The organism is Chakrabartyella piscis (genome assembly GCA_030067835.1).
GTDB classification, from domain to species: domain Bacteria; phylum Bacillota; class Clostridia; order Lachnospirales; family Anaerotignaceae; genus Chakrabartyella; species Chakrabartyella piscis.
In genome coordinates this window covers 733,752-748,363 of sequence record CP092441.1, presented here as the reverse complement: position 1 = coordinate 748,363, position 14,612 = coordinate 733,752, and the positions used below count along the sequence as shown (strand labels likewise).

The 14,612-nt window shown below is 38.9% G+C and carries 14 protein-coding genes; all 14 read right to left on the bottom strand.

The genetic code is table 11. The annotated features are described in order from the left end of the window. Positions 1–7: 7 nt before the first annotated feature. The 14 genes from ylxM to MJY40_RS03205 all read right to left on the bottom strand — a co-directional run bounded on the left by ylxM (position 8) and on the right by MJY40_RS03205 (position 14,610). The gene (gene ylxM / locus MJY40_RS03270) at positions 8–358 is read right to left on the bottom strand and encodes a YlxM family DNA-binding protein (RefSeq protein WP_317855648.1); all 351 of its coding nucleotides are present in this window, start codon (positions 356–358) and stop codon (positions 8–10) included. Between the two features lie 289 nt (positions 359–647). After that, complete coding sequence (locus MJY40_RS03265) at positions 648–2,249, bottom strand: leucine-rich repeat domain-containing protein (RefSeq protein ID WP_317855647.1); 1,602 nt, start codon at positions 2,247–2,249, stop codon at positions 648–650. 165 nt (positions 2,250–2,414) lie between these two features. Beyond that, positions 2,415–3,014, bottom strand: coding sequence for a histidine phosphatase family protein (locus MJY40_RS03260; RefSeq protein WP_317855646.1), 600 nt, complete (start codon positions 3,012–3,014; stop codon positions 2,415–2,417). Positions 3,015–3,219: 205 nt separating this feature from the next. Further along, entirely contained in the window at positions 3,220–3,381 is a 162-nt protein-coding gene (locus MJY40_RS03255; RefSeq protein ID WP_317855645.1) for a DUF1540 domain-containing protein, read from the bottom strand. A 101-nt stretch (positions 3,382–3,482) separates the two neighbouring features. Then, positions 3,483–5,030 (bottom strand): 2,3-bisphosphoglycerate-independent phosphoglycerate mutase, encoded by a 1,548-nt coding sequence (gene gpmI, locus MJY40_RS03250; protein WP_317855644.1) that lies wholly within the window; start codon positions 5,028–5,030, stop codon positions 3,483–3,485. Between the two features lie 286 nt (positions 5,031–5,316). Then, on the bottom strand, positions 5,317–6,069 hold the full coding sequence (gene tpiA / locus MJY40_RS03245) for a triose-phosphate isomerase (protein WP_317856401.1): 753 nt from the start codon (positions 6,067–6,069) through the stop codon (positions 5,317–5,319). A gap of 365 nt (positions 6,070–6,434) precedes the next feature. Then, the gene (locus MJY40_RS03240) at positions 6,435–7,628 is read right to left on the bottom strand and encodes a phosphoglycerate kinase (protein WP_317855643.1); all 1,194 of its coding nucleotides are present in this window, start codon (positions 7,626–7,628) and stop codon (positions 6,435–6,437) included. A 106-nt stretch (positions 7,629–7,734) separates the two neighbouring features. Continuing rightward, positions 7,735–8,775 (bottom strand): sugar-binding transcriptional regulator, encoded by a 1,041-nt coding sequence (locus MJY40_RS03235; RefSeq protein ID WP_317855642.1) that lies wholly within the window; start codon positions 8,773–8,775, stop codon positions 7,735–7,737. Between the two features lie 142 nt (positions 8,776–8,917). Then, the gene (locus MJY40_RS03230) at positions 8,918–9,229 is read right to left on the bottom strand and encodes a hypothetical protein (RefSeq protein ID WP_317855641.1); all 312 of its coding nucleotides are present in this window, start codon (positions 9,227–9,229) and stop codon (positions 8,918–8,920) included. A gap of 27 nt (positions 9,230–9,256) precedes the next feature. Beyond that, positions 9,257–9,724 (bottom strand): NUDIX hydrolase, encoded by a 468-nt coding sequence (locus MJY40_RS03225; protein WP_317855640.1) that lies wholly within the window; start codon positions 9,722–9,724, stop codon positions 9,257–9,259. 146 nt (positions 9,725–9,870) lie between these two features. Continuing rightward, the gene (locus tag MJY40_RS03220) at positions 9,871–10,530 is read right to left on the bottom strand and encodes a PrsW family glutamic-type intramembrane protease (protein WP_317855639.1); all 660 of its coding nucleotides are present in this window, start codon (positions 10,528–10,530) and stop codon (positions 9,871–9,873) included. A gap of 318 nt (positions 10,531–10,848) precedes the next feature. Then, entirely contained in the window at positions 10,849–11,055 is a 207-nt protein-coding gene (locus tag MJY40_RS03215) for a DUF4177 domain-containing protein (RefSeq protein WP_317855638.1), read from the bottom strand. Positions 11,056–11,224: 169 nt separating this feature from the next. Next, on the bottom strand, positions 11,225–12,541 hold the full coding sequence (locus MJY40_RS03210) for an ABC transporter permease (RefSeq protein ID WP_317855637.1): 1,317 nt from the start codon (positions 12,539–12,541) through the stop codon (positions 11,225–11,227). Continuing rightward, positions 12,538–14,610 (bottom strand): COG1361 S-layer family protein, encoded by a 2,073-nt coding sequence (locus tag MJY40_RS03205; protein WP_317855636.1) that lies wholly within the window; start codon positions 14,608–14,610, stop codon positions 12,538–12,540. The genes MJY40_RS03210 and MJY40_RS03205 overlap by 4 nt, the downstream gene beginning before the upstream one ends. Positions 14,611–14,612 lie beyond the last annotated feature (2 nt).

The window sequence follows — 14,612 nt, the reverse complement described above, 5'->3', positions numbered from 1 at the left end:
TCTCCTTTCAGGACAAAACTTCTTCTGCTATCTTTGCGATGGCTGCAATGGAGTTGCCCATATTTGCATCAACCTCATTTGTGGAAATTTGATCCAAAATTTCTTTTATTTTATGAAAAGCCAATTGTTGTTCATGGAATCGTTTCACCAATTGTAACTTTTCCTCATACGCAATTAAGATTTTTTCTGTTCGCTTCAATTGATCTCTAACTGCTTGACGACTGATGGACAATTCCTCACCAATCTCTGTCAAAGTGAAATCATCTAGGTGGTGCATTTCATACACTTGTTTTTGCTTTTCTGTCAGCAATTCGCCATAAAAATCATACAGCAATGTCAACTGCAAAATCTCGTCCATATTTCCACCTCCCATGAAGCAAATCACTTGTAAAGTCTTTTTCCTTTACAATGCTTTTGTATTATACAGAAAAAAAAAGTGTCTGTCAAGGTTTTTTCCTTTACAAACACAAATTTTTTAAATTATTTTTTGTATGGGTGAATTTTCATACTCAACCAGTTGTTTTGTGGCAATTCACAATGGGATGTCGAGGACGCCATCCCCTACCGTTTCAGCATTTTTGCGTTTCGTAGTGATTTATGACGATTCATTCGTGAATCAACTCTATAGTGGTGTATTGGAATTTGTGTTATTTCGTTTTTTGTAGAGACTCATCTTCCCATGTATCTCTTTCAGATATGAAGAAAATCTTTGACCACGCATTATCTGTTATCAAACCACCTACTACTATTTCTGGTTCTTTGATTCTTCTATTTGCCATATATACAACTTCTATATCGATATTGTCAAAAGCATTCAATTCTGCCTCAATTCTTTTGTAACATCTTGTGGCATCTATGGTTTCCAATTGGCGACATGCCACAAACACTTCTTCGCCTATATACCCCAAAGATTTTGGAAATGCAATGGTAGAAAACCCACATGCACAAAAAGCACGATGATAGATTTCTTTTAGCATATTGCAATTTTCCAATTCAATGGTTTTAAGATTTTCACAACCAGCAAAGGCAAATCCCCAAATTTCTCGAATGTTTTTCGGTAATTTCACCCATTCCAAAGCGGTACATTCTCGACACACAGCACATTCTAAAATAGACAATTGGTTGCACATGGATAAATCCAAAGATGATAAGGATTTGCATTCCATAAAAACAATTTCGCCCATGCCAGAAATAGAAGCAGGCAAACGAACCTCCCTTAAACTTTCACACTTGAAACACATCGACCTTGGAATATATTTTAGCTTTTTACAATGGGATAAATCCAAAGATTCCAACCCAGAACTACCAAAAGCAAAATCCTCTATTTTTGTTATACTTTCTGGTAGATGCACCCGTTTCAAATCCTTATAATCTTGAAAGGCACCTGCTTGTATTTCCTTGAGTTTTTTACAATTTCTAAAATCCAATTCCACCAAATCTTCCACAGGAGGTACACACCATTTTCTGAGATTGCTACCCTCTGCAAAGGTGATGCGTGTTTCTGCTGGTTTTCCATCCACTTTTGCTGGTGCCAATTGGAAACCTTCCACAACCTCAACTTCCTTTGGTATGACAATCTCTTGCATCTCCAAACGCATGGTCATATCCAACACAATATCAAAATCCCCAAAAGGTGTATTTTGGTGGTAACAGCAAAGTTTGATTTCTGGACTTGCAATTCCCAACATTTTCATCACCAAAAAAGGCTTGATGGTTTCCAATTCTTTGCGTTTGGGTTCATAAAGTCCCCAATCCAAACCATTCTTCAAATCGAAGTGATACCCATAACCCAAATCATATCTACCACCATATTCTAAATCATGACAAAATACACTTGTGCCATTGATACTGATAAAATCAGAAAAATACTCCACCCATTGTCTTGAAAATCCTAATGTTTCCACACCACGTCTGCCCAATGTGGCATCTCCACAAGAAAGCGCTTTTAGCCAACTTCCTATATCATCATCGTCATATTTTCTTTCTTGGCATACTTCATAAGATAGCTTGCTCATTGCTTCATGCATAACTTCTTTTGTAAAAAAGACTTCTTCCTTATAATATTCACTGCCATCCTCTGTTTGAAATGAAAACACCAAAGCATCTTCACATCTCTTCACTTCCAAAATAATATGATTCATTTGTACCATAAATCCACTTGGCAACGATTTTGCTTGACGTTTTCTTTTATTTTGACCAATTTGCTTTGGTACTTTTCTATATCCCATAATTCCACCCCATTTATACACAAAGATACTCCTTCTATTCTTGTTCAATTATATCCTATTGGGTATAGAATCACAAGCACATACATCTGTTTGCACCATTGGTTTATGTATGAAAGATGACATAAATTTAAAATTACAAGAAAAAACAGCCAAGAATTCATCATCCTGACTGTTTGACTACCTTATTTATTTTGCTGGAATATTGATCCCCTCCACAAGTACACGTTCCCCAGATACCAAGAAGGAATTGTAACACCCTTGATGAGCAAAGAAATTCCAATAGCCCAATCTGCCAACACCTGTCAAATATGCAAACAATGCACACAAAGTTCCATTATGTGCCACAATCATGATGGTTTTACCTTTATTCTCTGCTACAATTTCTTGGAAACCAGCCACAATTCGATCATAAAACTGTGCATGGGATTCGCCATTTGGAATGAGACCTGCATCCCAAATACTTTTGCCCCAATTTTTGGTATCGTATCCATATTGTTTATGGATGTCATCTGGATATGTATTTTCCCAATCGCCAAAGCTCAATTCACGTAATTTTTCATTGGTTATAAATTCACATTCTTTATCGCCAACAATGATTTCTGCTGTATGTTTTGCTCGAAGCAAATCGCTACAAATCACCTTATCGTATTCCACATCTTTGAAATATTCATGCAAACTGGTTGCTTGTGCAATTCCCTTTTCGTTGATATCGCAATCATGCCAACCATAAAACATACCACGTACATTGCAATCTGTTTCACCGTGGCGTACCATATAAATTCTCATTTCAATCACCTCTTATTCAGTATATTCCACAACTTCGACAAAATGCAAGTTTTTTTCTGTTAAATCCAAGTATAATGCAAAAGAAAGATTCTTCACTCTTCGACCAAAAGGTCAAACGCTCTGAATGACAGTTCAAATTCATTCTGATTCCAAACAAAAATAACCCCTTGTCTATTCGTCATAGGCAAAGGGTCATTATCATTTGTTATCTCAAATCAAAAGAAGTACAATCTGTACATTGATCCATTTTGGGATTTGCTTCGTGTGTACCCACCTCGATACAATCCAAAGTGCAGAAGTTTCTGGATTGGTGATGGTGTTTACATTGTTGTACAGTACATTTGATACATTGATTACATTTTTCCATGTCATGACCTCCTTTTGTTGTTTTGGTTACAAAGATATTGTACCCAAAGGAAGGTTTTTTCTGCATGGATTTTGCAAAAATAAATGGTAATTTTTGTTGTATTATTTACCAACAAGCAAGCTTTTACCTGTCATTTCAGCTGGTACTGGAATACCCATCATTTCCAACAATGTTGGAGCGATATCTGCCAATTTACCATTTTCAGCCAAGCCAACGCCATCTGTATAGTTTACCAAAACAAATGGAACTGGATTTGTGGTATGTGCTGTAAATGGTTGATTGGATTCGAAGTCCACCATCACATCACTGTTACCGTGGTCAGCACAGATGAACATGTTTGCACCTGTTGCAACCAATGCTTCCATTACTTGACCGATACAGCCATCCACAGCTTCCACAGCTTTTGCAGCTGCTTCAATAATACCTGTATGACCCACCATATCTGGATTTGCATAGTTTACGATAATCAAATCAAATTCTTTGGAGTTGATTGCTTTCACCAAGCCATCTGTTACAGCAACTGCACTCATTTCTGGTTGCATATCGTATGTTGCCACTTTTGGAGAAGGTACAAGCCATCTTTCTTCACCTGCGTTTGGTTCTTCCACCCCACCGTTGAAGAAGAAAGTAACGTGAGCATATTTTTCTGTTTCTGCTGTACGAAGTTGTGTTTTACCCAAAGAAGAAAGGTATTCGCCCAATGTATTGGAAAGCACTTGTGGTTTGAAGGCAACTGCTTTTTCTGTAATGCTTCTATCGTATTCTGTGAAGCATACGAACTGCAAGTTTTGTGCCACTTTTTCACGAGCAAAACCTGTGAATTCTGCATCACAGAAAGTTCTTGTAATTTCTCTTGCACGGTCAGGTCTGAAGTTGAAGAAGATTACAGAATCGTTGTCTGAAATCTTACCTTTTGCCATACCATCTTCTTTGACAATGATGGTTGGAGCCACAAACTCGTCTGTTTTGCCAGCTGCATAGGAGTCTTTGATAGCGGTTACTGCGTCTGTTGCAGTTGTACCTTTACCAGTTACCATTGCTGCATAAGCTTCTTCCACACGTTCCCATCTTTGGTCACGATCCATTACATAGAAACGTCCCATAACGCTTGCGATTTCGCCAACGCCAATTTCACGGATTTTTTCTTCCAAAGCAGATGTAAAGTCAGCGCCAGAAGATGGAGGTGTATCTCTACCATCCAAGAATGCATGCACATATACTTTTTCCAAGTTATGTTTTTTTGCCAAACGCAACAAAGCGTACAAATGTGTATTATGACTATGCACACCACCGTCAGAAAGCAATCCAAACATATGCAAAGCGGAGTTGTTCTTTTTGCAATGTTCCACAGCAGACAATAATTCTGCATTTTCGAAGAAATCACCGTCTTCGATTGCTTTTGTGATACGAGTCAGCTCTTGGTATACAATTCTACCAGCGCCCATGTTCAAATGACCTACTTCGGAGTTACCCATCTGGCCATCTGGCAAACCAACATCACGACCACTTGCAAAACCTTTTACTGTTGGGTATTTTGCAAAGATACCATCCAATACAGGTGTGTTTGCCAAAGCAATTGCGTTGCCTTCTGTTTCATCGTTCCAGCCATAACCGTCTAAAATCATCAAAACCGTAGTTTTTTTATCCAATTTCGTTTCCTCTCTTTCTAAAAAGTCAAAATCAAGATCAAAAGATGAAAACCGCAGGACTTTGTCCCGCACCCTACAATCCTTTGAAAAGGATTGACCTAAACTTTATTATTGCGGTCAAAGTACTTTGACCGCCTGTATATTTATACTTTGTGCATATTCATTGATATGCGTTCAATTTTAAATTGCAAATAAAAGGGTCAAGGGGATTATCCCCTTGCGGAGTGTCGAGGCAGAGCCTTGACGGTCTTATCATTTGACCTTTCCCTTGACCTTTATGGTTTTCTTATTTGTTGTAGTGGATGATGTCAGCAAAATCTTCTTTGAGACTAGCGCCACCTACCAAACCGCCATCAATGTCAGCCATTGCGAACAATTCAGCTGCATTCGCACCACTTACGCTACCGCCATATTGTACACGAACCACGTCAGCTGTTGCATCGCCATAAACTTCAGCAACCACTTCACGCACTGCTTTACACACTTCTTGTGCTTGTTCGGATGTAGCTGTTTTGCCTGTACCGATAGCCCAGATTGGTTCATAAGCCAAAACCACTTTTTGTACTTCTTCAGCTGTCAAGCCAAGCAAACCGCATTTGATTTGCATACGTACCCATTCGATTGTGATACCAGCTTCACGTTGTTCCAATGTTTCGCCACAGCAAAGAATTGGTTTCAAGTCAGAAGCCAAAGCTTTTTTCACTTTTTTGTTGATCATTTCGTCTGTTTCACCGAAATATTCACGTCTTTCAGAGTGACCCAAAACAACGTATTCTACGCCCATTTCTTTGAGCATAGGAGCAGATACTTCACCTGTGAACGCACCAGCATCTTCAAAATGCATGTTTTCAGCACCAACACCAATGCCTGTACCAGCCAAAGCATCAACTGCTACTTGCAAGTCTACGAAAGGTACGCAGAACACTACGTCTACAGCGTCAGATACCATTTTGTCTTTTGCACCGCTCAAGAAAGCTGCTGTTTCTTTAGGTGTTTTGTTCATTTTCCAGTTACCAGCTACGATTTTTTTACGCATGATGATATTCTCCTTTTTGAATGATAAGGTCAAAACCACGGACTCTGTCCACACCTGTAAGCCTTTGAAAAGGCTTAACCTAAACTTTATTCTGCGAAAACTACGTTTCCGCTGAGCAAAAAAGTCCAGTGGTATACTGACCTATAATATTGTGTATTTACCTTATACAATGCACAGGAGGATGATATCCTCCCCTACAGTAAAATTTGTTTCAACGGAATGGTCAAGACCATCCCCTACATATTACATCGATCAAGCCTCCACCCCCACACGATGCATCGTGTGGCAATAAAGTTTTTGTTTAAACTTTTTTCAAAAAGTTTATGGGTGGCGGGCAAAGCCCACGGTCTTATCTTTTGATCTTGATTTTATTTATCTTGAACAGCCGCAACACCTGGAAGTTCTTTGCCTTCCAAGAATTCCAAGGAAGCACCGCCACCTGTGGAGATATGTGTCATTTTATCGCCATAACCCAAGATGTTTACAGCAGCAGCGGAATCACCACCACCAATGATTGTTGTTGCATCAATTTCAGCCATAGCAATTGCAACCGCTTCTGTACCGTGTGCAAAGTTGGAGAATTCAAATACACCCATAGGTCCATTCCAGATAACTGTTTTAGCGCCTTTGATCGCATCTGCAAAGATTTCTCTTGTTTTTGGACCGATATCCAAACCACCCCAGCCATCAGGGATTTCCAATGTGGAAACGATTTGGGATTCTGCATCATTGCTGAAACCTTGGATTACAACTGTATCCACTGGCAACAAAAGGTTTACGCCTTTTTCTTTTGCTTTTGCGATCATTTCTTTTGCATAGTCTACTTTATCCATTTCCAAAAGGGAATCGCCAACTGTACCACCTTGTGCAACAGCAAATGTATAAGCCATACCACCACCGATGATCAATGTGTCTACTTTTTCCAACAAGTTGTTGATTACAGCAATTTTATCAGATACTTTGGAACCACCCAAGATTGCAACGAAAGGTCTTTCTGGATTGTTGACTGCATTGCCCAAGAAAGCGATTTCTTTTTCCATCAAGTAACCAACAGCAGATTCAGAAACGAATTCTGTTACACCAACTGTGGAACAATGTGCTCTATGGCTTGTACCAAAAGCATCATTTACAAATATTTCTGCCAAAGAAGCCAATTCTTTGCTGAATGCTTCTTCGTTTTTGGTTTCTTCTTTTCTGTAACGTGTGTTTTGCAACAAAACAACATCGCCATCGTTCATTGCAGCAACAGCAGCTTTTGCTTCTGCACCAACAACTTCGTCATCGTTAGCAAATACAACTGCTTTGCCCAATTTTTCAGACAAACGAACTGCTACTGGAGCCAAAGAAAGTTCTGGTTTTGCTTCGCCTTTTGGTTTGCCCATGTGGGAACAAAGAATTACTTTTGCGCCTTCTGCAACCAATTTTTCAATTGTTGGAAGTGCAGCAACGATTCTGTTTTCGTCTGTGATGACACCTTCTTGCAATGGAACGTTGAAGTCACATCTTACCAATACCTTTTTGCCTTTTACTTGAAGATCTTCTACTGATTTTTTGCTCAACATGTTTTATTTCTCCCTTCGAAATACATTTTTCTCAAACTTATGTTTTCCCAATACTTACTGTTACCCAATCCTTTTGTTTCTTAGTTGTTACCTTTTCTCTTTTTGTTCAATCTTTTTGATGTTTTTGAGGCATGGATATAATCTCCATAGCCGCTCCTTCATCTATAATGAAAGTACCCTTTGGGATACTGCGACTGACTGCAAAAATACTTTCCGCCTTACGTTTGCCACCTGCAACCACAATGACTTCGTCTGCACCAGATACCTTCTTAATATCCACCGCAAGAGAAGGTGTTTTGTATAAAACTTCCCCTTCCATACCAAAGTAGTAGCCACAAGCTTCGGCAACTGCACCTTTTTGCTGCAAATACACTTGCACATCTTCATCCAAACGTCTGGTTTGTGCCACTTCCAACCCATTGCCAACACCCAAAAGAAGAATGTTTGCTTTTTCCATTTCTTCCAAAGTTTCTGCAATGTCTGGTTGTTTTTTCATTTCTTCCAAAGCCGTTTCACTCAAATTATCTGGCACATGAAGCAGGCGATATTCCCCTTGCAACTTATCTGCCAAACGCACCGCCAAAGTATCTGCTTGCAACTCCATTTTACGTCCGATGCTACCACGAGCCGGCACCACCATTTTTGCAATTGGATTGCCCATTTCTGGAACCGCTTCCACCAAAGTATCCATGGTAGAACCACCTGTTATGGCAATGCGACTATTTCCATTGACTTGTTCCAACAAATATCTAACTGCCAACTGACCCATTTCTTTTCTGGTTCTTGCACTATCGTCTGCATCCCCTTGTGCAATATACACACATTTCACGCCAAGGTGTTTTGTCACTCTCTCTTCCAAGCCTGTAAGCCCTGTTAGAACTGCAAAAATCGGTTCCAAGCCTTCCAAAACAGCAAGTCCATCTTCTGTCAAAGTCATACCGGTTTTGGAAACTTCCACAAGTTTGTGCATACTGAAACGCTCAATTTCACTACGAACCGTTCTTTCTGTCATACCAAGAGAAAGCACCACCATTCGTCTGCCACAAGGTTGCAACAACTTCACCGTTTTCAAAACTCGGTATCTACGAATCATTTCCTCTGTAAGATCTGGTGCAATTCGCTTCAGCAATCGCAATTTTTCTTCCATACTTCACCTCCTTTGGTCTCAATGCGTCCCAAGATGCTTTTTTTGTCCCAACCAGGGGTTGAAAATGGAGTGACAAATAGGTATTTCATCATTCATCACTCCAATTGCTTCAAACTATCTTAGTGCAAAATTACTCTAAAAATTAAACTTCTTCTACTTCTACGCTTGCATCTACATCTTTGTCTGTACAACAACATTCGTCACAATCGCATTCGTCTTCATCATCGAAGTCTTCGTCTTCCCAATCATAGTCCCAATCTTCGTCGAATTCATCGTATTCGTCTTCCATTTTGGTTTTCAACAAATATGCAACGCCAAAAGCAACTGCTGCCAACAAAGCAACCATCACTGCAATTGCAACATAGAACATTTTTTTATCATCGCTATCTTTCATAACGATAATTTTGTTTTTCAAACCATCAAAATCAGGTGTTACTTCAAAATATTTTTTCATAAGCGTTTCTCCTTTTCTTTGTTTGGATTATAAATTTGGATTCTCGGAAAATCTCTTTTTCAAGAACTCTTTGTTTTTACGCAATTCGCTATACTCATAATAGGCTTTTTTTAACATTTGGCGTTCATCATTGAACTTCAAAAGATGATATGCCTCATGGAATTTATAAAACCCTGCATCTGCGAAAAACTCTTCACTTTGTGGCTTGCAAAAAAACGAATTTGCACTCATCAAATACCAATGCACCGTTTTGTTGACGATATCGTCACCACCCTTAAAGGTATATTGTGTTTTGCCAACATATTTGATGATTTCACCAGTGGCACCAGATTCCTCTTTGACTTCACGCAAAGCAGTCTGGCGATAGGATTCGCCTTCTTCCACAGTGCCTTTGGGCAATACCCAACCCATATATCTGCCGTTTTGGTTCTTATACAACAGAAGGATTTTCCATTTGTATATGACGATACCGCCACAGCTCACCGCTTCTACCACTGTTCTACCTCCACAAATACCCATTACATGTCATTAGTATTAGTATAACCTGTTTTGTGGAATTTTTCAATAAAAACTACTCACAGAATGTAAAAACTAAATGCCTATTTTTTATGAAAACTATCCAAATACCACATATTTTTTTCTTATTTAAAGGGTGATGTCAATTGAAACCGTTTCATGTATACAAAAGACCATTTCCAAAGACAAATTTCCAGCACAATAAATGGAACCCAAAACCAATTGGATTCTGCCAATAAAAAATAATTGTATCCACCATGTACCAAATAAGGTGCAAGAAATGCCCATAGATATCCACTTCTTTTATGGAAAAATTTTGCTTGTCCGAAATGATACCCCATCCAAACACCAAACAACCCATGTGATGGAACCGATACCACACCACGTAAAAATCCAGTGCCAATACCACCCATTGTTGGATGATTTACATACACAATATTCTCCAACCATGCAAACCCAAGTGACAAAAACACAGCATAGACAATGCAGTCAAAAGGTTCATTGTTTTCTTTGTTGTTTCGTAAAAATGCAAATAAAAAAATATATTTTACAAGCTCCTCCACAAATGCAGAGCTGACAAATGCTGTGTAAAATGGTGTTTCTTCATGTGGCAAAACACCTTCCAGCCAGACACCAAATGCATAAATGACAAAGGTTGCAATGACACCATACAACAAACCCAAAAACAACATATAAATGGGTTCTTTTTCGTACTTGTCACGGATATATGTGTAAAATAAGCCAATGCAAATGGGTGCTGTCGCCAAGTGAATTATTGAAATCATCTCCTTTTTGCAAAGATAGTATATCCAAAAACCATTTGTTTAAACAATTCCATAGAAAAAGGAGCCTCTACAGTTGTAGAAACTCCCTCATGTCATACGTTTTTAACTTCTACGTAGATATCGAATTAAAATCCAAATCAACCACAAACCACCTGTACAGATGGTCAAAACTAAGTCTAAAATCAAACCTGCTGTACTACGTTTCTTCATATTTACACCTCCTATCCTGTTGGAAAGCGAAATTCCTCATAATAGAAAATGTAAATTTTGCGTGGTTTGTTGCTGGAGGATAATATCCTCCCCTACAGTTGCATTGAATTAACAATTTTGTTGTTTTCTAAATGTAACAACAAATGCACCTTTCACTTGTAGAGATGTTGCCATATAGTCATATGTGACCAATTCCCATCCTTCAGCAGTTTTATCGTTGATGAGCTGATCCAACAAAGCGATATCTTTGGTATTCGCTTTATCTGAAAACCATTTTGTACCAACTGTTAAAATTTCTGTTTTGTATATGTACATTGTATCTTCCTCCTAAAATTGAAATATCAATCCCTGTTGTAGGATGATTTTTGGTTTGCGATATAATTTCATTTCGTGGCTATTGATGATGGGCGTTCACATAGGAACGCCCCTACATTTACAATACACTGCAATTTTGTGGCGTATTTTACTACACAAAATATCAATTTTATTCTGTCTTAATCGCAGACAATGCAGACAGTTTCATTGCTCTTTGTGCTGGCAAATATCCAGACAAGATACCAATGACTGTTGCAAAGCCAATGGAACCTACATACAACCAAACTGGAATATAGGAACTGAATCCGCCACCACCTTGAGACATGGCGAAATAGTTGATGATTTTGGACATAATCAAACTGAACAAAGCACCCAAGATGCCACCGCCAAAGCCAATGAATGCTGCTTCGGTCAAGAACAACAATTTGATATCTCTCAGGGAAGCACCAATGACCTTCATAATACCAATTTCACGTGTTCTTTCATAAATTGCCATAACCATGGTATTGGTGATACCAATTGCAGCAACCACTAAAGAAATGGCTCCAATTGCACCCAAAACCACACGTAACATTTTTGTGGTTTCATTCATGGCATCCAATTGGTCTGTCAAGCTAGATGCTCGAAATCCCATATCTTTGATGGATTGTTGTATCACACGCACATCATCCATATTGTCTACCTTCACCATGACACGATCGTATTCTTTATCTTTTTGGCTACTACTGGAGCTACTACCCCACATTTCTTCTTGCCATTCCAACTGTGCTTCTTGTATTTTCTTGGCTTCTGCAATTGGCATATACACAGACCAACCATCCATACCCCCTGAAGGTGTGATTCCCACCACTTCAAATTTTGTGGATTTGATGGATTTGTCTGCATCTCTAGTACCCAAGTTCCAATCATAGGAAACCTCCACTGTTTCATCCAAAGGATATACCTCTGGTGGTTCTGTGGAATAAACCATTTCCCAGCTGAGCTTTGGGTCATAAAACATCACATCTGCACCCAAAACAATGGCTTTTCCATCTTCACCATTGAGATATCTACCTTGTTCCACCTTAAATCCAAGTGCTTCCATTGCTGCTGGTTCAATCCCTCGAATAGACGCATCTGCAACGTATTTATCAAACTGCATTTTCAAATACATATCCACAACTGGTGACACCGCTTCCACAGAATCCATCAATTTGAACTCTGCAATGGCTGCATCATCCAGTTTTGGTGCTTCACCTTCAAAGGTAGATTCCTCATCATTGCCACCCCAATACATATTGCTATTTTGAGAATAGACATCAATGACTTGCAAGCTACCCCATTCAGACAATTGGTTTGCAAAGGTTTGATTCATCCCCAAACCAATGGACACCATCACCACAATGGAAGTTGTACCAATGACAACGCCTAAAATGGTCAAGAAGGTACGCAGTTTACGCTTTAGGAGATTTCTAAGTGCCATATCCAAGAGATCTTTTATACTCATAAAGACATCCCTTCTTCGTCATCTTCTTCGTCTTCTTCGTCTTCTTCATCATCATATGCATAGGCATGTGCATCTTCCATATTGCCCTTTTGTTTTTTGATGAACACAAAGAGTGCCAACAAGCCAACTGCCAACAAACTGATGGAAATTGCCATTTTCTTCATATCCACAGGTGGTTCTTCTGGCATCATTTCCATATCATCCATTTCTGGCATATAAGGTTCCATAACATTCATATTGAAATCTCTACGTTCTTCATAGACTTCACCAGTTGCATCTTCATAGGAAATGACAATGCTCACAGGCACTTCACCAGCTGTCATTGGTGTAAACATCACATCATAATATTCGCTATCGCCTGTTTCCATATTACCGATATATGTATTCTTGGAATCACATTCCACATCACCTTCTACACGCACCATAACATTATTGAGGGTGACTCTACCTGTATTGTAATAGCCAAAGGATACATTTACAGGCATATACATTTCCACCATATCTGGAATTGCAAAGTCATCCATTTGGATTTCTGTGGATTGTTTCACGTTGATACCCAAAAGCTCTGTTGCTGTGTATTCATTGCCAGATGCATCTTCATATTCAAAATTGACAGTCAGTGTATATGTTTTGGGTTGTGCTTCTGGTACCACATACAAACGCATGGATTTATCCACTGTCCCACGAGATGGAATTTCATCAAAATAGAAGGTATTGCTGCTATTCACTGGAATGAACACATTGCCTGATGTTTCGCTTTCAGAAGATGTTTCTTCTGCCAATGAGAAGTACATTTTTATATTCTTTACATCTTTTTCACTGCTTGCATTCCACAATACCATAGACAAATCAAATTCTTCACCAGCCATAACGCTGATGGGGTCTGCATGGTATTCTTGTACAATGATTCTAGGTTTGCTTTCTGTTGTATCATCACTATCAGGGTTATATACATTGACACCGGCAAATTGTCTTGTGGTATGCACCTTTGAGCCACCTGATGTATATTCCACTGCAAATTCAATTGCATGGTTTTGTGTATTGGCTGCTGCTGTTCCTGCAAAAGTGAAACTAATTGGATAAGATTCACCTACGCTAAGTTCAGAAATGGTTTTCATACTATTGGATTTTGGTACCACAGCAGAAGCATCTATTGGAGATGCAGTGACAATGATATCCTTTGCAGAAACGCTACCATCATTATACAAATCAAAGGTAATGGTGAAGTTTTCATTGACATCATATGTGCCACTTGGTTCCACCATATTTTGAATCAAAACTTCTGAAGTTTGACCAGAAACACCACCTACATTGATGTAATATTGTTGTGTTTTTTCTGTAACAGTGCCATATTGATTTTTATAAGTCAGCAAAATAGTCACAGGGTAATTTCCAGTTGCCATATCTGTACTGGTTGCCAATTGGAAATTGAAATTTTGACTGGTACCACCTACAATTTCAGAAATATATTGATTGGAGAAACCAGAAGCCAAGCTAATGCCTGTGGTTTCCAAATTTTCTAAGCTGATATTCACGTCATGCATGGTATAGGTGCTTTGGTTTTGGATGGAACCAGACAACACACCACTTTCACCTGTAGACAAACTAGATGGTGTCATTTGCATATTGGTCAAACCAAATTGTGCTTCCTTTGTAAAGTCTTTCATTTCCAAATAAATGGTATCTTGTGTGGAATACCCATTATAGGTAAAGTTCAATGTTACAGGATATGTGGATTCTTTCACTTCACCTGTTACCTTCACCACCAAAGTCAAATCTGCAACTGCATTTTGACCAAGACTGCTAATATTGGCACCACTTTTAATTTGTACACGCACAGGATCTGTTGGAGACACCACCGCTTCTGTAAAAATAGTGCCTGTTGTGCCTGTTCCTTTGTTCTTCACTTGCAAGTTTATGGTGTTATCCACACCACTTTCAATGGCATGTATCTTTTCACCACCCACTACAATGGATGCAGTATCTGCATATACGGTTATGCTTGGCATTACCAATGCAACACACATCAAGAGCAATGTCACAAGTTTTTTCCAATTTGTTGTTCTCATAT